The sequence below is a fragment of the Azospirillum tabaci genome, assembly GCF_014596085.1.
Taxonomy (GTDB): Bacteria; Pseudomonadota; Alphaproteobacteria; order Azospirillales; family Azospirillaceae; genus Azospirillum; species Azospirillum tabaci.
Window position 1 is genome coordinate 134,079 of sequence record NZ_JACCJY010000013.1, and the last position, 18,924, is coordinate 153,002.

The 18,924-nt window shown below is 69.8% G+C and carries 21 protein-coding genes and 1 tRNA gene; 10 read left to right on the plus strand and 12 right to left on the minus strand.

What is annotated here, in order from left to right; all coding sequences use genetic code 11:
- The first annotated feature begins 23 nt into the window (after positions 1 to 23).
- Positions 24 to 3,656, plus strand: coding sequence for a YhdP family protein (locus H0B54_RS13940; protein WP_188260811.1), 3,633 nt, complete (start codon positions 24 to 26; stop codon positions 3,654 to 3,656).
- 167 nt (positions 3,657 to 3,823) lie between these two features.
- Here H0B54_RS13940 and tyrS read toward each other — a convergent pair whose 3' ends face one another.
- Positions 3,824 to 5,077, minus strand: a complete 1,254-nt coding sequence (gene tyrS / locus H0B54_RS13945) for a tyrosine--tRNA ligase (RefSeq protein ID WP_188260812.1) — start codon at positions 5,075 to 5,077, stop codon at positions 3,824 to 3,826.
- 94 nt (positions 5,078 to 5,171) lie between these two features.
- Between tyrS and H0B54_RS13950 the strand changes: the two genes are divergently transcribed.
- Entirely contained in the window at positions 5,172 to 6,266 is a 1,095-nt protein-coding gene (locus tag H0B54_RS13950) for an anhydro-N-acetylmuramic acid kinase (RefSeq protein WP_425490038.1), read from the plus strand.
- An 11-nt stretch (positions 6,267 to 6,277) separates the two neighbouring features.
- On the opposite strand, the gene H0B54_RS13955 is transcribed toward H0B54_RS13950, so the two are convergent.
- Positions 6,278 to 6,421: a hypothetical protein gene (locus H0B54_RS13955; protein WP_188260814.1), complete on the minus strand. Its 144-nt coding sequence runs from the start codon at positions 6,419 to 6,421 to the stop codon at positions 6,278 to 6,280.
- Positions 6,422 to 6,438: 17 nt separating this feature from the next.
- Entirely contained in the window at positions 6,439 to 7,101 is a 663-nt protein-coding gene (locus H0B54_RS13960) for an alpha/beta hydrolase (RefSeq protein ID WP_137140188.1), read from the minus strand.
- Positions 7,102 to 7,366: 265 nt separating this feature from the next.
- Here H0B54_RS13960 and cysE point away from each other — a divergent pair, with 265 nt between their 5' ends.
- The 7 genes from cysE to H0B54_RS13995 all read left to right on the plus strand — a co-directional run bounded on the left by cysE (position 7,367) and on the right by H0B54_RS13995 (position 12,500).
- Positions 7,367 to 8,140 (plus strand): serine O-acetyltransferase, encoded by a 774-nt coding sequence (gene cysE, locus H0B54_RS13965; protein ID WP_343068939.1) that lies wholly within the window; start codon positions 7,367 to 7,369, stop codon positions 8,138 to 8,140.
- Between the two features lie 77 nt (positions 8,141 to 8,217).
- The gene (locus H0B54_RS13970; protein ID WP_014239836.1) at positions 8,218 to 8,700 is read left to right on the plus strand and encodes an Rrf2 family transcriptional regulator; all 483 of its coding nucleotides are present in this window, start codon (positions 8,218 to 8,220) and stop codon (positions 8,698 to 8,700) included.
- Positions 8,701 to 8,726: 26 nt separating this feature from the next.
- Complete coding sequence (locus H0B54_RS13975) at positions 8,727 to 9,839, plus strand: cysteine desulfurase family protein (RefSeq protein ID WP_188260816.1); 1,113 nt, start codon at positions 8,727 to 8,729, stop codon at positions 9,837 to 9,839.
- Positions 9,840 to 9,981: 142 nt separating this feature from the next.
- Entirely contained in the window at positions 9,982 to 10,647 is a 666-nt protein-coding gene (gene hscB, locus H0B54_RS13980; protein ID WP_188260817.1) for a Fe-S protein assembly co-chaperone HscB, read from the plus strand.
- 45 nt (positions 10,648 to 10,692) lie between these two features.
- Complete coding sequence (locus H0B54_RS13985) at positions 10,693 to 11,022, plus strand: ferredoxin family 2Fe-2S iron-sulfur cluster binding protein (protein WP_035672428.1); 330 nt, start codon at positions 10,693 to 10,695, stop codon at positions 11,020 to 11,022.
- A 138-nt stretch (positions 11,023 to 11,160) separates the two neighbouring features.
- Positions 11,161 to 12,294 (plus strand): tRNA 2-thiouridine(34) synthase MnmA, encoded by a 1,134-nt coding sequence (gene mnmA / locus H0B54_RS13990; RefSeq protein WP_188260818.1) that lies wholly within the window; start codon positions 11,161 to 11,163, stop codon positions 12,292 to 12,294.
- Positions 12,295 to 12,425: 131 nt separating this feature from the next.
- Positions 12,426 to 12,500, plus strand: a tRNA-Met gene (locus H0B54_RS13995).
- 81 nt (positions 12,501 to 12,581) lie between these two features.
- On the opposite strand, the gene H0B54_RS14000 is transcribed toward H0B54_RS13995, so the two are convergent.
- Together H0B54_RS14000 and H0B54_RS14005 are read right to left on the minus strand one after the other, a co-directional pair.
- Complete coding sequence (locus tag H0B54_RS14000) at positions 12,582 to 13,667, minus strand: tyrosine-type recombinase/integrase (protein WP_188260819.1); 1,086 nt, start codon at positions 13,665 to 13,667, stop codon at positions 12,582 to 12,584.
- Between the two features lie 235 nt (positions 13,668 to 13,902).
- Positions 13,903 to 14,262, minus strand: a complete 360-nt coding sequence (locus tag H0B54_RS14005; RefSeq protein WP_188260820.1) for a hypothetical protein — start codon at positions 14,260 to 14,262, stop codon at positions 13,903 to 13,905.
- Positions 14,263 to 14,333: 71 nt separating this feature from the next.
- On the opposite strand from H0B54_RS14005, the gene H0B54_RS30225 reads away from it, so the two are divergent.
- Entirely contained in the window at positions 14,334 to 14,456 is a 123-nt protein-coding gene (locus tag H0B54_RS30225) for a hypothetical protein (RefSeq protein WP_281390045.1), read from the plus strand.
- 27 nt (positions 14,457 to 14,483) lie between these two features.
- Here the strand turns inward: H0B54_RS30225 and H0B54_RS14010 are convergent, their stop codons facing one another.
- From H0B54_RS14010 to H0B54_RS14040, 7 genes are all read right to left on the minus strand, one after another.
- Positions 14,484 to 15,515: a hypothetical protein gene (locus H0B54_RS14010; RefSeq protein ID WP_188260821.1), complete on the minus strand. Its 1,032-nt coding sequence runs from the start codon at positions 15,513 to 15,515 to the stop codon at positions 14,484 to 14,486.
- Between the two features lie 165 nt (positions 15,516 to 15,680).
- Complete coding sequence (locus H0B54_RS14015) at positions 15,681 to 16,745, minus strand: hypothetical protein (protein ID WP_188260822.1); 1,065 nt, start codon at positions 16,743 to 16,745, stop codon at positions 15,681 to 15,683.
- A gap of 10 nt (positions 16,746 to 16,755) precedes the next feature.
- A complete protein-coding gene (locus tag H0B54_RS14020) occupies positions 16,756 to 16,995 on the minus strand; it encodes a hypothetical protein (protein WP_188260823.1) in 240 nt (79 codons plus the stop codon).
- A gap of 24 nt (positions 16,996 to 17,019) precedes the next feature.
- Complete coding sequence (locus tag H0B54_RS14025) at positions 17,020 to 17,367, minus strand: hypothetical protein (protein ID WP_188260824.1); 348 nt, start codon at positions 17,365 to 17,367, stop codon at positions 17,020 to 17,022.
- 38 nt (positions 17,368 to 17,405) lie between these two features.
- On the minus strand, positions 17,406 to 17,918 hold the full coding sequence (locus H0B54_RS14030; protein WP_188260825.1) for a hypothetical protein: 513 nt from the start codon (positions 17,916 to 17,918) through the stop codon (positions 17,406 to 17,408).
- Positions 17,915 to 18,268, minus strand: a complete 354-nt coding sequence (locus tag H0B54_RS14035) for a DUF968 domain-containing protein (RefSeq protein ID WP_188260826.1) — start codon at positions 18,266 to 18,268, stop codon at positions 17,915 to 17,917. Before H0B54_RS14035 ends, H0B54_RS14030 begins: the two co-directional genes overlap by 4 nt.
- Positions 18,269 to 18,273: 5 nt before the next feature.
- The gene (locus H0B54_RS14040) at positions 18,274 to 18,924 is read right to left on the minus strand and encodes an ERF family protein (RefSeq protein ID WP_188260827.1); all 651 of its coding nucleotides are present in this window, start codon (positions 18,922 to 18,924) and stop codon (positions 18,274 to 18,276) included.

The following is an 18,924-nucleotide window of genomic DNA, read 5'->3' on the forward strand; positions in this document are numbered from 1 at the left end:
GCATCGTCGCCGGGACACCGACCGTGATCCGGCGCACCGCGAAGATTTTCGCCTGGACCACCACGGGCGCGGTCGTCGTCGTCGGCGCCGCCGGCGGGCTGTTCGCCTGGCGGCTGGCCCAGGGGCCGATCGCGCTCGACCCGCTGACTCCCTATGTGGAGCGGGCGCTGAGCGACCCGCAGGGCCGCTACCGCGTCGATGTCGGCCAGCTCGTCCTGTCCTGGGTGGACGAGGAGGAGAGCGACGGGTTGACCCGGCTGGACCTGCGGGCCATCGACGTGCACGCGGTCAACGCCGAGGGCGACGAGCTTGCGGCGGTGCCGGAGCTGGGCGTCGGCTTCTCCGTGCGCGCGCTGTTCCAGGGCAAGCTGTCGCCGACCCGGCTCGACCTTGTGCGACCGCGCCTCCAGGTGGTGCGCCGGGCCGATGGCAGCCTGGATTTCGACGTGCGCTCGATTCCGTCTCCCGGCGAGCCGGAGAAGGACGAGCCGGACGACGGCCCCGATTTCGCGGGGGAGATCGTCTCCACCCTGATGCAGCCCCCGGACATCGCCCGCCCGTTGGGACTGCTGCGGCGGCTGAGCGTCGTCGGCGCCGACCTGACAGTGACGAACCGGATGCTGGGGCTCTCCTGGCACGCCAACCGCGCCGACATCGTGCTGACCCGCGACGGGACGGAGATCGTCGGCGGAGCGCAATTGCTCCTCGACCTCGACGGGCAGACGGCGGCGGTGGAGGCGTCGGGCGTCCATCGCATGGCGGACGCGGAAACCGCGCTGTCGGCCCGCTTCGACGGCTTGCAGCCGGCGGCGCTGGCCAAGATCGGCCCGCTGCTGGCGCCGCTCTCCGCGGTGACCGTGCCGCTGGGCGGGCGCATCGACGCGACGCTGGATTCACGGTTCGAGCCGGTGCGCTTCAGCTTCGATCTGCAGGGCGGCGCGGGGGAGGTCAGCCTGCCCGCGCTGCGGCCCGATCCCTACCGCGTCGACCGCCTGCGGCTGCGCGGTGGGCTGGACGTACCGGGCCGGCGGGCGGAGCTGGAGCGGCTCGACCTCGCGCTCGACGGGATGGCGATGGTCGGGCGTGGCGACCTTCGGGAGCAGGGCGGGCAGCGCAGCGGCAGCCTGCGGCTCGACCTGACGGCGGACGGCAAGCGGGCCTCGCTCGACCTCGACGGTACCCAGGTTCCCGACAAGGGCGCGTCGCTGGCCGCGCGGCTCGACGGGCTGGTGCCCGCCGCGCTGGCCGGGCTCGCCCCGGCGCTGGCGCCGCTGGCCGCGGCGCAACTCCCCCTGTCCGGCACGGCCAGCCTGGAGCTGGACCCCGACGCGCAGCCGCGCAGCGGCCGGGCGGAGCTGAGGGCCGGCGCCGGCCGCGTCGTTCGGCCGGACCTGTTCCCGGAGCCGTTGCCCGTCGCCTCCGCCGCCCTGACGGTGGCCGGTGACCGCGCCTCGGGCCAATTGGACGTGGAGCGGCTGGCGGTCGACCTCGGCGGGCCGACGGTGGAGGGAACGGCGCGGGCCACCATCGACCAATTCGGCACGCCGGACGCCCGCCTGTCGGTGGAGGCCGCGGTGACGGCCAAGCGGGTGCCGGCGGACGAGCTGCCCCGGCTGTGGCCGCTGGGGGTGGGGAAGAACCCGCGGGAGTGGGTGACCGAAAACCTGTCGCGCGGCGTCGTGCCGGAGGCGACGGCCACCGTCCGGGCCAGCGGGCCGCTGTCCGACCTCGCGGCGATCGACGTGACGCATTTCCAGGCCGGCATCCAGGCCGAGGACATGACGGTGGACTATTTCCACCCGCTGCCCAAGGTCGCAGGCGTGGCGGCGGAGGTGTCCACCGACGGCAAGACCTTCACCATCCACACCAAGGGTGGCCGCATCGACGACGTTCAGCTCGGTGAGGGCACGATCGTCATCGGCGGCCTGGACACCGGCAAGGAGACCATGGACATCCGCGTCCCGGTCCGCGGGCCGGTGCGGACCATCCTGACCGTTCTGGACAGCCCGCCGCTGGGCTATCCCAGCCGCCTCGACCTCGACCCCAAGCGCACGCAGGGGCAGGCCGACGCGCAGCTCCACTTCCAGTTCCCGTTGCTGGTCGACCTGAAGGTGGAGCAGTTAAATCTGGACGTCGCGGCGAAGCTGCGCGGCGTCGGGGTGGAGAAGGTGGCCGCCGGGCTGACCGCGACCGAGGGCGACCTGACGCTGGCGCTCGACATGAACGCCATGACGGTGAAGGGCAACACCAAGCTGGATGGCATCCCCGTCAGCATCGACTGGAAGGAGCAGTTCACCTCCACCGCCAAGGGGCCGCGCACCCGCATCGCCGTGAAGGGCGACGTGGACGCCCAGGACCTGCGCAGCCACGGCATCGACCTCGGCGAGCATGTCGCTGGGCCGCTGGGGGCGGACGTGCTGTTCACCGTCGACCAGCGCCGCCGCTTCGGCCTGACCGCCGGGCTGAACCTGGAAAAGACCCATCTGCGCATCGACGAACTGGGCTGGGAGAAGAAGCCCGGCGTGCCGGGCACCAGTAAGCTGGCACTGGAGTTCCAGAAGGATCGGGTGACCCGCATCACCGGCCTGTCGGTCGACGCCGGGGGGCTGCGCGCCCAGGCGGTCGTCGACCTCGCACCGCAGACCATGGCCGTCACCAAGGTGGCGGTCAGCCAGATGGCCGTCGGACAGACCGACCTGAAGGCCGACGTGACCGTGCATGACGGCGGCAAGAGCGGCTATTCCGGGACCATCACCGGCCAGAGCCTGGACGCCCGCGTCCTGGCCGGCAAGGCCAACCCTCCCGGCGGCAAGAAGCAGGGGCCGAGCGACGAGAAGCCGCTGCCGCTCGATTTCGACCTGAAGCTGAACCGCGTTGTCTTCGGGGATGGCCGCCATTTGTCCGACGTGACCGGGCGGATCAAGCGCGACCGCCTGTCCTGGACGGCGCTCGACGTGACGGCCCGGGCGGGGCGCGACGGGACGGTGTCGCTGCGCTACCTGCCGGGCGCCCAGGGGTTCTACGAGGTGGCCATCTCGGCCAGCGACGCGGGCACGACCTTCCGCGCGCTCGACATCAACGACCGGGTGCAGGGTGGCGCGCTGGCGATCACCGGCCGCACGGTGGAGCCGCGGGCCGACGCCGCCATCGAAGGCCGGATGGAGCTGACCGACTACGCTCTCGTCGACCCGCCGGTCCTGGCCCGTATCCTGAACTCCATTTCTCCCTCCGGCTTCGCCGAGCTGATGGGCGGCGGCAAGGGCATCCGGTTCGGGCGGGCGGTCGGCGACTACCGCAAGGATGGGCGCCTGCTGACGATCAAGGACCTGCGCACCTCTGGCTCCGCGCTCGGCCTCACCCTGGGAGGGGAAATCGACATCGAGACCGACACCGCCAACCTGCGCGGCACCATCGTGCCGATCTACGGGTTGAACCGCCTGATCGGCCAGATCCCGTTGTTGGGCGACGCGCTGAGCGGTGGCGAGGGGCAGGGCATCTTCAGCGCCACCTGGCACGTCCGCGGCCCGCTGGGCGACCCGGACGTGACGGTGAACCCGCTCGCCATGCTGGCGCCGGGCTTCCTGCGCAATCTGTTCTTCCTGGGCGACGGGGGCGACGGCAAGGAAGCGCCCTCGCCGGGGACCTTCGAGAAGTAGGGGGTGATTTTCCCTCTCCCGTCCCGGGAGAGGGAGGGACCCACCGCAATGCGGCGGGAGGGTGAGGGTGCCGGCAACAGGGCTGGTGCCCGCTCCCAGGCTTTACCCTCACCCGCCCGCTGTCGCGGGCACCCTCTCCCGGGGCGGGAGAGGGATTCAGCGTTGCCTCACACCGCCTTGACCAGCGCGTGACGCTTCTTGCCGGCGCTCAGCTTGATGACGCCGTCGGCGTTCAAATCGGCGGCGGTGGCCTTGGCGGCCTCGTCAGGGATGGCGGCGTCGTTCATCTTGGCGCCGGCCCCCTTGATGAGGCGGCGCGCCTCGCCCTTCGACGCGGCCAGCCCGGCGGAGACCAGCAGGTCCACCACCGCGACGCCGGCCTCAAGCTCGGCGCGGGGCACGTCGATGCTCGGGAGGCCCTCGGCGGCGGCGCCCTGCTCGAAGGTGCGGCGGGCGGTCTCGGCGGCCTCCAGGGCGGCCTCTTCGCCGTGGGCGAGCTTGGTCACCTCGTGGGCGAGGATCTTCTTGGCCTCGTTGATGCCGGCGCCCTCCAAGGACTCCAGCCGCGCCACCTCGTCCAGCGGCAGCTCGGTGTAGAGGCGCAGGAAGCGGCCGACGTCCGCGTCCTCGGTGTTGCGCCAGTACTGCCAGAAATCATAGGCGCTGAGCTTGTCGGCGGTCAGCCACACCGCGCCGGCGGCGGTCTTGCCCATCTTGGCGCCGGAGGAGGTGGTCAGCAGCGGCGTCGTCAGGCCGAACAGCTCCGCCCCGTCGGTGCGGCGGCCCAGCTCGACGCCGTTGATGATGTTGCCCCACTGGTCCGACCCGCCCATCTGGAGCAGGCACTTTTCGCGCCGGAACAGCTCCACGAAGTCGTAGGCCTGGAGAATCATGTAGTTGAATTCCAGGAAGGTCAGCGGCTGCTCGCGGTCCAGCCGCAGCTTGACCGATTCGAAGGTCATCATGCGGTTGATCGTGAAGTGCCGGCCGATGTCGCGGAGCAGCGGGATGTATTTCAGCTCATCCAGCCAGTCGGCGTTGTTGACCATCACCGCGTCCGTGGGGCCGTCGCCGAAGGACAGGTAGCGCCCGAAGATGCGCTTGATGCCCGCCATGTTGGCGTTGATGGCCTCGTCGGTGAGGAGCTGGCGCGCCTCGTCCTTGCCCGACGGGTCGCCGATCTTGGTCGTGCCGCCGCCCATCAGGACGATCGGCTTGTGGCCGGTCTTCTGCAGCCAGCGCAGCATCATGATCGGCAGCAGGCTGCCCACATGCAGGCTGTCCGCCGTGCAGTCGAAGCCGATGTAGGCGATGATCGGCCCCTTCGCCGCGCGCTCGTCGAGCCCGGCGAGGTCGGTGCACTGGTGGATGAAGCCGCGTTCCTGCAGCGTGCGGAGGAAATCCGATGTCAGCGTCGTCATGGCCGCGATCCGGCTGTCGTGGTAGGGTCCAGGGTCGCGTCTGTTAGCATGGAACGCGCGGCCCCACAATTCTCGGGGCCAGCTCGATAGGGGAATGAGGCCCGATAGAATGAGGCAGGGAATGCAGACGGTCGTCGGGCTGATGAGCGGCACCTCCATGGACGGGATCGACGCGGCGCTGGTCCGCACCGACGGCGAGCGCCGGGTGGAGCCGCTGGCCTTCGTGACCATTCCCTACGAGGACGGCTTCCGTGCCGAGCTGCGCTCCTGCCTCGGCGGCAAGGGGCCGGTGGAGGCGGTCGAGCAGGCCCTGACCGACGCCCACGCCGACGCCGTGCGCCGCCTGCTGGCGGAGGCCGGGACGGAGGCCGCCGCGGTGGACCTGATCGGCTTCCACGGCCACACGATCTTCCACGACCCGGCGCAGCGTCGCACCTGGCAGATCGGCGACGGCGCGCGGCTGGCGCGGGCGACCGGCATCGCCGTGGTCAATGATTTCCGCACGGCGGACGTGGCGGCGGGCGGGCAGGGCGCCCCGCTGGTGCCGCTGTTCCACCGCGCGCTGGCCGACGCCCTGCCGCGGCCCTTGGCCGTGCTGAACATCGGCGGCGTGGCCAACGTCACCTGGATCGGGGAGGACGCGGACGCGGTCATTGCCTGCGACACCGGGCCGGGCAACGCGCTGGTGGATGACTGGGTGCTGTCCGGCCAGGGCGCGCGCTACGATTCCGGCGGCGCGCTGGCGGCGCGGGGCAACGTGGACGAGGGCGCCTTGGCGGCGCTGCTCGCCCATCCCTATTTCGACCTGCCGGCGCCAAAGTCGCTGGACCGCGACGCCTTCGACCCGGCGCCCGTCCGCGGCCTGTCGGTGGAGGATGGCGCGGCGACCCTGACCGCCTTCACCGCCGCGTCGGTCGCCCGCATCGTCCCGCATCTGCCGGAGGCACCGCTGCGCTGGCTCGTCTGCGGCGGCGGGCGGCACAACGCGACGTTGATGGGCATGCTGGTCGGCCGGCTGGGCGTGCCCGTCGATCCGGTGGAGGCGGTGGGCTGGAACGGCGATGCGCTGGAGGCCGAGGCCTTCGCCTATCTGGCGGTGCGCAGCCGCAAGGGCCTGCCGCTCAGCCTGCCGGCCACGACCGGCGTGCCCCGGCCGATGAGCGGCGGGCGCTTCCACCCGATGGGGTGAGGGTGAGGCGGTTACGGGCGCGGGCGGCTGTTGTCGGTGCAGTTGTCGGCGTGCTTGCACCAGTTCCCGAAGGTGCTGGCGATCTGGGCGTTGCTGCAGCCGGACAGAAGGAGCGCCGCGAAGCCGGCGAGGAAGGTGAGGCGAAGGGCCTTCACGACGGCCACTCCGCCACTCATTCCGCCACGGCGGCGACGGGGTTGCCCATCGCGCGGTCCAGATAGTCGTCCACCTGCACCGCCAGATCGTCGCTGCGGTTGGCGAAGAAGTGGTTGGCGCCCGGCACCACGCGGTGGTCGATGCGGATGTCCTTCTGGTGCGACAGCTTGGTGACCAGCTTGTTCACCGCCGCCCCCGGAACCAGCTCGTCCTTGTCGCCGTGGATGATGAGCCCGGAGGAGGGGCAGGGCGCCAGGAAGGAGAAGTCGAACAGGTTGGCCGGCGGGGAGACGGACACGAAGCCATCGATCTCCGGGCGGCGCATCAGAAGCTGCATGCCGATCCACGCCCCGAAGGACACCCCGGCGATCCAGCAGACCGGGGCGTTGGGGTTGTGCGTCTGCAGCCAGTCCAGCGCCGCCGCCGCGTCGGCCAGCTCCCCCTCGCCCTTGTCGTAGGCGCCCTGGCTGCGGCCAACCCCCCGGAAATTGAAGCGCAGGGCGGAGTAGCCGCGCTTCGTGAAGGACTGAAACAGGGTGAAGACCACCTTGTTGTTCATGGTCCCGTTGTGATGCGGGTGCGGATGCAGCAGCAATGCCACCGGCGCGTTGGGGATCGTGCCGTGTGTGTAGCGCCCTTCCAGCCGTCCGGCCGGACCGTTGATCATCACTTCAGGCATGGGAACGGCGATCCTGACGCGAATATAAGGTGATCCGGACCACCGGTGGAGCGGTGAGCGGACGCCACGGCAAGCGGACGTGGTTGCCCATGGACAAGCATGGATTTTTCGCACACAATTCTTGACCGTTTTGCTTGGTCATCATATATGCGTCGATGCGTCCTTCCAGGGCAACCCGCGCGACCGACGAGGCACGGGTCGAGGGCTCTTGCGAAAGATCACCTCTTCCGGCAAGAGGGCGGACTATACCACGGCGGGTGTTCCGGTGTTCAAGCATCTTCGCGAAGAGATCGACGGTATCATGGCCCGCGACCCCGCCGCGCGGTCACGGGCCGAGGTCGCGTTGTGCTATCCCGGCTTCCACGCCATCGTCCTGCACCGCGTCGCGCGCTATTGCTGGGATCGCCGCTGGCATCTGTTGGCGCGCGCCGTCTCGCAGATCGCCCGGGCGCTGACCGGCATCGAGATCCATCCGGGCGCCACCATCGGGCGCCGCTTCTTCATCGACCACGGCATGGGCGTCGTCATCGGCGAGACCGCCGAGATCGGCGACGATGTGATGCTCTATCATGGGGTTACGCTGGGCGGCACCTCGCTGAACCAGGGCAAGCGCCATCCCACGCTGGAGAGCGGCGTGATCGTCGGTGCGGGGGCCAAGGTGCTGGGCGCCATCACCATCGGGCGCGGCGCCCGCGTCGGCGCCAACGCCGTCGTGGTGGCTGACGTGGCGCCGGGCATCGCGGTGGTCGGCATCCCGGCCAAGGCGGTGGTGACGCGCGACCGCGTCGAGACGCAGAAGTTCATGCCCTACGGCACGCCCTGCGGCGACATCCCCGATCCGGTGGCGCGCGCGCTGAACGGCCTGCTCGATCAGGTGTCCACCCTGCGCCGGCGCGTCGAGGAACTGGAATCGGAGCGCGGTGGCGCGCATAATTCATCCGTATACGAAACATCGGGCAGTCCCAACGGGAGCGTCCGGACCGACAATGGGGTGCGCGAGCCGGTGTCCGCCGACAGCGGTCCGGCGGCGTCCTGTTGAACCAAACACAAACACGAGGCTTGGCGCCGATCCGCTGAACGGTCGGGCCGGGGTGAAGGAAGGGTAAGGAGGGTAAAATGAGACTCAGCACCAAGGGACGCTATGCCGTCATGGCCATGGTCGATCTTGCTGCCACCAGCCAGGGGAGCCCCGTCGCCCTTGCCGACATCGCCGACCGGCAGGAGATTTCGCTCTCCTACCTGGAGCAGCTGTTCGCCAAGCTGCGCAAGGGCGGCCTCGTGAAGAGCGTGCGCGGTCCCGGCGGCGGTTATCTGCTGGCCCATCCGGCGGACGCGACCCGCGTGTCCGACATCATCCTGGCGGTGGACGAGCCGATCCGCACGACCCGCTGCGCCAACGGCACGCCGCAGGGCTGCCGGACCAACCGCTCGCGCTGCCTGACCCACGACCTGTGGGAGGAGTTGGGCAACCAGATCCACATGTATCTCAGCTCGGTCACCGTGGCCGACGTGGTGGAGCGGCGGATCATCGGCACCAGCAGCCTGACCATCCGCGGCCCGCAGCCGGCGGACGAGGGCGCTGCGGTCGCGGCGGAGTAAGGGAGCGCCCTCCGGCCTTCGTCCCGATGACCCGCGTCTATCTCGACCACAACGCCTCGGCGCCTCTGAAGCCGGCGGTGAAGACGGCGATGATCCAGGCCATGGATCTCGCCGGCAACCCGTCGTCGGTGCACGCCTTCGGCCGCACGGTCCGCCGCGCGGTGGAAGAGGCGCGCGCCCGGGTCGCCGCCCTGGCCGGGGTGCGGCCGGCCCAGGTCTTCTTCACCGGCAGCGGGACGGAAGCCAACAATCTGGCGCTGCGCGGCTTTCCCGGCCGGGCGGTCGTCACGTCGGCCATCGAGCATGATTCGGTGCTGGAGGCGGTTCCCGGCGCCGCCCGCATCCCGGTGGACCGCCACGGCGTTGCCGACCTCGCCGCGCTCGACCGCCTGCTCGCCGACGGACAGGGACCCGCCCTAGTTTCCCTGATGCTCGCCAACAACGAGACCGGCGTGATCCAGCCGGTGGCCGAGGCGGCGCGGATCGCCCACGCGCACGGCGCGCTGGTCCATTGCGACGCGGTGCAGGCTGCCGGCCGCCTGTCCCTCGACCTTGCGACGCTCGGCGCCGACCTGCTGACCCTGTCGGCCCACAAGATCGGTGGTCCCGCCGGCGTGGGCGCCCTGATCCTCGCCGACGGGCTGGAGCCGGAGGCGCTGATCCGCGGCGGCGGGCAGGAAAAGCGCCGCCGCGCCGGCACCGAGAACGTTGTCGGCATCGTCGGCTTCGGCGCCGCCGCCCGCCTCGCGCGGGAGGAACTTCCCGACAGCGCCCGCCTGACCGCCCTGCGCGACGCGCTGGAGGCGCTTGCGCTCGCCGCCGTTCCTGGCGCGCGGGTGATGGGGGCCGGCGCGGCGCGGGTCGGCAACACCAGCAACCTGCTGCTGCCCGGCGTGGCGGGGGAGACGCAGGTGATGGCGCTGGACCTCGCCGGGGTGGCGGTCAGCGCCGGTTCGGCCTGCTCCAGCGGCAAGGTGAAGCCGTCCCACGTCCTGTCCGCCATGGGCGAGAGCGCCGGGGACGCCGCCTGCGCCATCCGGGTCAGCCTGGGCTGGGACAGCGACGACGCGGCGGTGGAGCGTTTTGCCGCCGCCTACGCCGCCATGGCGGCAAGGCTGGCGCGTGCCCCTGCGGCGTAATCGCCTTTCCATTGGTCTCCTCCTCCCGCCGCGGGCCGTGTAAGGTTGCGCGGCGCCCCGCTTCTGGGTATCACCCGGCCGAAGGGACGGCGACCCGCCGGCCTCACCGCCGACCTGTGCAGCGTTTCAACGGACGGCAAGCATGACGACATCCGATTCCGGCCCGCCGCGGTTTCCCAAAGGGGAGGCTCCCAAGGGCATCGCCGGGACCATCGACGGCGATCTGGAGCCGTGCTGGCTGTGCGGCCGTTCGGTCGCGGCGCGCGCGATGTTCTGCCATTCCTGCGGGGCGGTGCAGGCGCCGCGCCCGCTCGACCATTTCACCCGGCTGGGTCTGGAGCGCCGCTTCGACATCGAGCCGGAGGCGCTGGCCCGCCAGCACGCCGGCTTCTCCCGCGCCATGGACCCCGAGCGTTTCGCGGCGCGCGGCGCGCGGCAGCAGGCCAACGCCCGCGCCCAGGCCGATGCGCTGGGCGAAGCCTATGAGACGCTGCGCGACCCGGTGCGCCGCGCCCGCTATCTGCTGGATCTGCTGAACGCTCCCTCCGCCGCGCTGACCGCGGAGGAGGACGAGGAGGTGACGGCGCTCGCCGACCGGCTGGACGGCGCCCCGGACGTCGCCGCGGTGGACCGGCTGGCTCAGGACATCGGGCAACGCGTGGAAAGTTGCATCAAGTATCTTGCCATTGCCTTCCGCAACGGGCAGACCGACAACGCCGCGCGCATCCTCGCGCGGTTGGAGCGGTTGGAGGCGCTGGCGGCCGAATCCCGGACGCGGCGCTCCGGCCTTGTTCCGAAGACACTCTAACCATCGCCACCGCACACCGACGCCTTTGTTCAGGAGAGCACCCCAATGCCCAAGATGACCTTCATCGAGCCGAACGGCACCCGCCACGAGGTGGACGCTCCGCTCGGCCTGTCCGTGCTCGAGGTCGCGCACAAGCATGGCCTGGACCTGGAAGGCGCCTGCGAGGGCTCGCTCGCCTGCTCGACCTGCCACGTCATCGTGGAGCCGGAGTGGTTCGACGTGCTGAACGAGGCATCGGAGGACGAGGAGGACATGCTCGACCTCGCCTTCGGCCTGACCAAGACCTCGCGCCTGGGCTGCCAGATCATCATCAGCGAGGAGTTGGACGGTCTGGCCGTGCGCCTGCCCGGCGGCACCAACAACGCCATGCGCTGACGCACCGCCGCGGCGCCTTCCGGGGCCGCCGCGGTCTGCACCCGCCACCGGAGAACCGGGGGCGCCGTGCCCGCGAGCGGGCAGGCGCGCCGGTTTCCCGGTGGTGAATTTTTTGGGAACCGGCCCATATAGGGCGCCATGATCTCCTACGCCAACTCCCTCGGCATCGCCAAACGTCCCCAGGACACCCGCGTGGTCGTCGCCATGTCCGGCGGCGTCGATTCCTCCGTCACCGCCGCCGTGCTGCGGGAGGAGGGCTACGACGTGGTCGGCATCACGCTCCAGCTTTACGACCACGGCATCGCCCTGCAGAAGCCGGGCGCCTGCTGCGCCGGGCAGGACATCTACGATGCCCGTCAAGTGGCCGACCGCATCGGCATCCCGCACTATGTGCTGGATTACGAGGGCAAGTTCTCCCAGGACGTGATCGACGACTTCGCCGACACCTACCTGCGCGGCGAGACGCCGATCCCCTGCGTGCGCTGCAACCAGCGGGTCAAGTTCCGCGACCTGCTGAACACCGCCCGCGACCTCGGCGCCGACGCCCTGGCGACCGGCCATTACGTGCGCCGCGTCCAGGGGGCGGCGGGGGCGGAACTGCACCGCGCCATCGATCCCGGCCGCGACCAGAGCTATTTCCTGTTCGCCACGACGCGCGAGCAACTGGAGTTCCTGCGTTTCCCGCTGGGCGGCCTGACCAAGCCGGAGACCCGCGCCCTGGCCGAGCGCCACGGGCTGGAGGTGGCGGCCAAGCCGGACAGCCAGGACATCTGCTTCGTCCCCAACGGCTCCTACGCCGACGTGGTGGCGAAGCTGCGCCCCGGCTCGGTCGAGCCCGGCGATATCGTCCATGTCGACGGGCGCGTCCTGGGCCGCCACCGCGGCGTGGTCCATTACACGGTGGGCCAGCGCAAGGGGCTGGGCATCGGCGGCATCCGGGGCGAGGAGGAGCCGCTGTTCGTCGTCCGGCTGGAGCCCGGCCAGCGCCGCGTCGTCGTCGGCCCGCGCCGCGATCTGGCGCGCAGCGTGGTGACGATCCGCGAGGTCAACTGGCTCGGCCCCGCCCTGGCCCCCGGCGAGGGGCTTGAGGTCGAGGTGAAGCTCCGCTCCGCCCAGCCGCCGGCCCCGGCGCTGTGGCGGCTGGGTGCGGACGGCACCGCGCAGGCCGAGCTGCACGAGCCGCAATACGGCGTGGCCCCCGGCCAAGCCTGCGTCGTCTACCAGGGCGACCGGGTGCTGGGCGGCGGCTGGATTGCCGGAACGGGGGCCTGACGAAAACTTCGCAAAAAGTGAAATTTCGGCGTTGACACCCCGGTCCCCCTGGAATACATAAGCGGCCCCGGCACGAACCGCGGCGGCCAACACCGAAACGGACCGCGCCGGGAGATGATGGTAAGCACGATGGCAGCGTAGCTCAGTGGTAGAGCAGGGGAATCATAATCCCTTGGTCGGGGGTTCAAATCCCTCCGCTGCTACCATCAAAAGGCCAGCTAATCCAAGGGGTTGGCTGGCCTTCTTCATTTCTGGGTCACTGCCACTCTGGGCGGTTAGACAATCGGTTAGACACCGTCACCGCCTCCGCTGTTCCGCGCGCGTTCCAGTTTGGTGATTGCCGCCGACGCTCGGCGCTTCCGATCCGCTTCCTTGGCGTAGTGCTCCGACATGGCCGCCGTCCGGTGCCCAAGCACAGCCTGGATGTCGCGCGTGTCGCATCCCGCGTCGGCGAGCATGGTGGCGGCGGTGTGCCGCAGGCCGTGGAAGGTGAGGCCGGGCCACACCCACTCCTTGGTTTCCAGTTCACGAACCAGCTTGAAGAAGCGGGCGCGGAACCCGTCTTCGGTGAACGACTCGCCGCGCTGTCCAATGACGATGGTGGTCGGGATTGGCTTGCCCTTGGCGGACAGCTTCTCAGCAAGGGTAGGGAGGCGGTCCCGCGCCGCATCCAGAAGGGCGCGCAGCTCGGAGTGGACCGGCACCCAGATCGGATCGCCCGTCTTGGCCTGCCGCGACTCGATCACGCCACCCTTGTAGGCCGTCCATGGCAGGCGGATCACGTCGCCCTGGCGCAGGCCGGCGAAGGCGGCAAGGGCGATCGGGACCCGGAGTTCGTCCGGCGCGGCCAGCATGACTGTCTCCAGCTCGATTGCCTTCCATGCCCGGTTCGCTTCGGCCTCTTTCCGCGGGCGCTCCACCTTGGGCACCTTCTCCGCCGGGTTCCCGGTGGTGATGCCGCGCGGCGTGCCCCAGTTGTGCAGGATGGACAGAACGGCCAGGACGTAGTTGGCAAACCGCCGCTTTCGCTTGGCGAACGTCTTGTCGCGGAGCTTCAGGACGAACGGGGAGTCGATGCGCGCCAAGGCGACGTCGGCGAGTGGCTGCAGGTAGTCCATGACCTCCCGGTAATCGGCCTTGGTCGTATCGGACAGGCGGGCGAACTCAGGGCTGGCGCGATAGGCCGCCATCAGCCCGCCAAGGGTGCCTGGGCGGTCAGCGACCTGCAGGGCCTTTTCATCGAGCCGGCGCACCTCCTCGACAAAGGCAGCGGTGCCGGGCTCGGAGACGATCCGCGTCCCCGTCGCCCGGTGGTAGTGGTAGACCTTGCCCTTGGACCGGTACGTCTTGATGCCCTTCAGCCTGACCAGCATTCGTTACAGCCTGTCCAGAAGCTTGTCGATGGGGTCGTCCGGCGCCGCGGGCCCCCCAAGGTTGTCAGCCCACCGGTCAAGGCTCCGCCGGTCGTAGACGACTCGGGAGCCTATCCGAACCGGCGAGATAGGGAGCGCGGCGAGTTTCGCGGTGGAAACCCCGATGTAGGCGGCGGCCAATTCCTTGTTGAGAAGGCGCGGCCAATCCGGGAGACGTTCAGCATTCACCGCCATCCTACTCCCCCTCTCCCTGCGCTGCGCCGACCGCGGGCGCGTGCTGGGCAATGGCCGCCCGAAGGCACTTGGCCGCCGCCAGCCGCTTTTCGAGGTCGGCTATCTCCCAATCGATCCCGGTGATGACGTGGCCGGCGGGCACGACGGACAGGCCGTCCACATCGATGTACCGGCGCGCCTCGTCGGCAGTGAAGATGCCGGCCTCCGACAAATGGTTGGTGTAGCCTTGGGCCTTCGGTCGAAACCATCCGCCATGCCGGGAAATCAGGTACGGTCCATCCTTGATCCGCTTGCGGGCGACGGCCACGGACTCGCCCCACGTCAGGCCCGCCCGCTTCTTCACGCTGATGCGCTCACCCATTCCCGCCTCCCTGCGCTTCCCGGTGCTGTGAAAGGGCGGCTCGGCCCGCCGGGGTGAGTGAGGGCCGCACCATGAACCTGCTGGCCGGCTTCATGGATGCCATCCCCGCAGAATGTGCCCACGACACCATGGCTGCGGTGAAGGCCGTCATCACGCCGCCCTTCTTCTCGACGTCAGCAATCCAACCGAGGTGACGCGCTTCGGCGTCCGTCAGCTTGCGCTCACTCATTCCCGCCCTCCGTCGTCTCGGTGGTCAGGAGGCCGGCAGCTCGGGCCTCACCAACCGCCTCGCGCAGCTTGTCGAAGGCCGGGCCGGACAGGTTGCGGACGCCGTGCGGGTCGAACTCGCCGGGCTGGGACATGGCGAAGTCGCACCAGTTGATGACGCCTTCGGCAGCCTCGGCGAGCGGCTTGGCGACGCCCCACGCATGGTCCACGCCGTTGTCGTAGGCGGTGACGAGCGGGTCCGCGCCCTGCGACGGCTGGGCGGGAGACAGGGCGGAGCGAACAGATGCTGCCGCGATACTGGCGAGCATAGGGGCTGCTGACGGCGTTTCGAGTCCAGCGATGTAAGCCAGCCGATCAGCGGCCACAGTCAGCGCCTCCCGCATCTGCGCCTCTCGCGCCTCGGCAGCGGAGAGGGCGGCTTGGTCGGCGTGCCAGCGGTCGGTCATCTCGTCAGCTTCACGGTTGGCCTTGTCCAGGGCGCGGGAAAGGTCCGCCCGCGCCTCGTCCCGCTCGGCCTCCGCCTTGGTCCGTGCCGCCTTCTCCTCCGCATAGACACGCACCACTCCGCCGTATGCCTGGGCATCAGCCCCGGCCAGCATCGTGGCGACGACAGAGACGGCGGCGGCGTGGCTCTCGGCTCCGGTCAGGCGGCAGAGGTCGGAAAGCAGGGCCTCCGCCTGGGTGGCGCGGGCCTTCCAAGCATCGCGGCTGCCGACCACATCTGCTACGGCTTCCGCAGTGTCGAACTCGCCGTGCCGTGGCGAACCGCCAGCTTTCACGGCCACGTTGTAGGCCCGGCGAAGGTGACCGGCGAAGCGCTCGTAAAGGCTCTTCCAGGACACGCACTCGATTTTCAGCCGCTTGTTGTCCACCTCCAGCTCCGCGACGCGCGCGGACAGGGCGTTGATCAGCACATCCTTCCCTCCGTCAACGATGGCTTGGCGCTGCTCGGCGGGGAGCCGGGAAAGGTATTCGTCCAGGGTGGTCATCTGCGGCGCGCTCAGCGGGGCGGTGTCGGTGGTCATGGCGGTCAGTCCTTCGGGCAATCAGCGAGAACGCCAGCGAGGCGCCACGCCTCGACAGGCCCAACGAAGCAATCCGTCCATGCCCTCCACCACGGATGGCACGGGCGGGCATAGGGGTGCGGGCGAAAGACGAGCGTGGCGAAGAGGATGATGTGGTCCATGGCCTTACGCCTCCCCTGCGGAGGGGGCGGAGGGGAGGGCGATAACGCCAAAGACGGACGGGTCGTCACGGTGGAACGAGACGTAAGGCACCCACAGGCACCCGCCATCGGTGACGCTTCCCTCTGCGATGTGGGTTTCGCCGGCGACGCGGAACTTGAGCAGGATCGGCGCCCCACGCTCGGTCGGGGCGGCGCTGGGGTGCTGCCACCCCTGCACCTGCCCCTGTGCCGTGGGGGCGGCGGGCGCTGAGGAAAGCAGCCGGACCAGGGTTTCGGCCGCGTCATCCGGGATGCGGTCCAGCACGTGGTCAGGCGCATCGACGTCGCGGCCGATGGCGAGCATTACCAGCCCGTTCATGGCGGGATCAGGCCGGTCGTCCTCGTCGGTGTAGGGGATGATCTTCGCGCAAACCGGGGTGCCACTGAGAGCGGACCGCAAATCAGCGATTTCCCTCCTGCCCGCAATCGTCAAGTCCCCATCGGACAGCGTTTCAACCAGATCAAGTACGCTTTCAGCGGCGTCCCGAAGGCCCACCTCCGGCACCCCGTCCGCCGCAGTTGCCTGGGCAGCCTCCTGAGCAGCGGCTTCGTTGATGGCCGCAACCGTCAGCGCGACGATCCGGGGAACGGTCGCCTCGCCACCTTCGGCGTTGACCTTCTCCTCGACGCAAGAAGCCAGGGCTATGAGCTTTCCCAGCGGCGGTACGGCCGGGGCGGCCTCCTGCACGGAGGAGCGGCGGGGCGCTTCCGGTGCGGTGCCGTTCACATCGCCGATGGTCGGGACCGGCAGGGCATTGGCCGCCGTGTCGGCGATCCAGGCGAGGTCAAGCAACGGATACTCGCTATCGCCGAGGACGGCCGAACGGGCACGGTTCCGGATTTCGGCGAGCGCCGGGAACATGATCTGGTAGGAGGCGGCCCAGACCTTCGCCATCTCCTCCGGGAAGGGCTGGCCGTTGTCGTAGACCTCGCCGACGATGGCGTCGTGTTCGGTCGGGCCGCCCCAGATGAAGCGCCCGCGGGCTTCGAAGGGTTCGCGGCTGCGGCGGGCGGTGATCTTGTCGCTCATGGGTGTCTCCTCAGGCCGCGGACGTGGCGGGATGGCGGATGCTCGGGAACGGGTAGGCTCTGGTATCGCCATACCACCATCCATCCTTCGTCCACGTCCGGCCGCAGTCGGTGGTGACGATCCTCCCCTTGACGCGGGTGATGTGCTGGCGGCCCATGGCGTCGCCGTTGCGGTTAACGGTTTCCACCTCATCGCCGACGCGGAAGGGGCGCGCGGGAGGCTCCGGCGGCACATAGGTCAAATCGGTCATGGTCTCTCTCCTTGCGCTCTGCGCTCAGCGCGGCGCGGGGGTGGTCAGGTGGGAAAGGGCGGCGCGGGCGACGGCGCGTGTCTCCGGCTCGCCGGTGCCGTTCACGATGGCCTCAAGGAACGCGGCAACCTTGACCAGCCCGCCGTTCTCCAGCCTCTCCGCCAGTTCCACGGCGTTGCACCCAAGGCGCTCGGCAAGTTCGAGGACGGCGTTGTCGGAGGCGGCGGAGAGGCGGGCGTTGCCTTCGTTGGTGGCTGTCGTGCTGTTGTTGTCGTTGTAACGCGCGATAGCCCACCCCTGAATTGTGGCGATGGATGTCGCGTCCAGTTCGCCAACGAAGCGCTTGCGCGGATTGTAGGCAGGCTCGGTCATGGCGTGTCTCCAGTAGGCGCGTGGTCAGGTGGGGAGGGTCAGGCGGCCTGACCGGCTTGGGCGGACAGCGTGGCGGGATCGGTGCCGATCAACCCGGCGATCACGTCCAGTACGGCGTCCTTGGACTCCTGAAAGTCCTTCTTCCCCATGGCCTTCGCGGACTGGCTGCGGGCCGTCCACACCGTCACCGTGGCGTCCGTCACGACCACGACGGCATAGCTGTCCATCGGCTTGACGAAGGCAGCCAGACGGACGGCCTCCGCCTTGGACGACGCGACCAGCGTGCGGCTGTCGGCGTATCCGGCACGGATCAGGGCGAAGCGGCGCAGATGGTCAGGGGTGGGGAAGTCGGCGGACAGCCGCTCGGGCAGGTTCTCCCACGCCGTGTTGATGCAGGCGAAATAGTGGCGATGCGAGGCGGCGGAACGGTCCTCCTGCTCGACCAGCCGGTATGCCTGACCGACAACGAACAGTTCGTCACAGCGCTTCCCAAAGCCCGGCATGGGGGTGAAGCAGTCGCCTTCCCAGCGGAACGGGATCGGGTTGGTCATAGCCCCTGCGCCTTCTTCGCGAGGTAGCGTTTCCAGGCCGGGGAGGCGGCGGCGAACTCCCGCGCCAGCTTCAGCATGTCAATGCAGTGCCGGCGCTGGAACTCCAGCTCCCCGACGTTGTGCTGCTGGCGGTGATGCTCGGAACACAGGCTGATGGCGCGGTCGTCGCTGGGCTTCATCCCCATGCCGCCGTCGCCGTGGGTGCGGACGTGGGCGGCCTCGATGGGGCGGCCCTGACAGCCGGGGACGCAGCAACCGTGCTGGCGGACGAAGGCGAGGTGGCCGGGGCAGCGGTCGCGCTGTGGGCGGCCGGTGTCGGTCTTGCGCTTGGGGAGGCGGGCGGGGAGCATGGCCGTCACTCCGCGGCGTGGGCCGGAGTGGTCAGCAGCTTCTTCCGGTCGCCCGCGACGCGCGCCAGCTCCTCATAGAGCGGCTTGGGAAGCTCGCGGAGGTGCTTGATGTGCTCACGCCAGAAATTGGTCAGCTCGTCCGGCGTCTCGGACATCTCAATGCCCATGCGGATCGTCTCGGCGGCGGCCTTCTCGCCATCGGTCGGCTCCTGCTGGCGTCCGGATGGCGTCATGCCGGTGTCCCGGTCCTTGCCCTGCCCGCCGCGCCCGCTGGCTGCTTCGCCGTCGTCGTCCTCCGGCGCAACGCCGACCATGGCGGCCAGCGAATAGCGGCGCAGGTAGGTGATGACGGAGCCGAGCGCCTGGGCGTCAGCCTTCGCAGGCTTGCAGGCCATGACGCTGCGCATCCATTCGCCGGACGAATGGGCAAGGGTTGTGGTGAGCGTGACGGCCCCGTTCTCGTCCGTGCCGGGGGCCTGGACAACCGCAATCCCGTTCGCGGCGAGCTGCGTGCGGCAGGCTTCCCACACGCTGGACAGGTCGGCGTACTTGTTGCGGAAGTGCGGGTTTTCGCTGTCCTTCTTCGCGCCTTCGATGGCCCCCTGCGCCTTGGCGAGTGCGGCGGAAATGGCGGCGATGCTGTCGCTGGTCTGCAT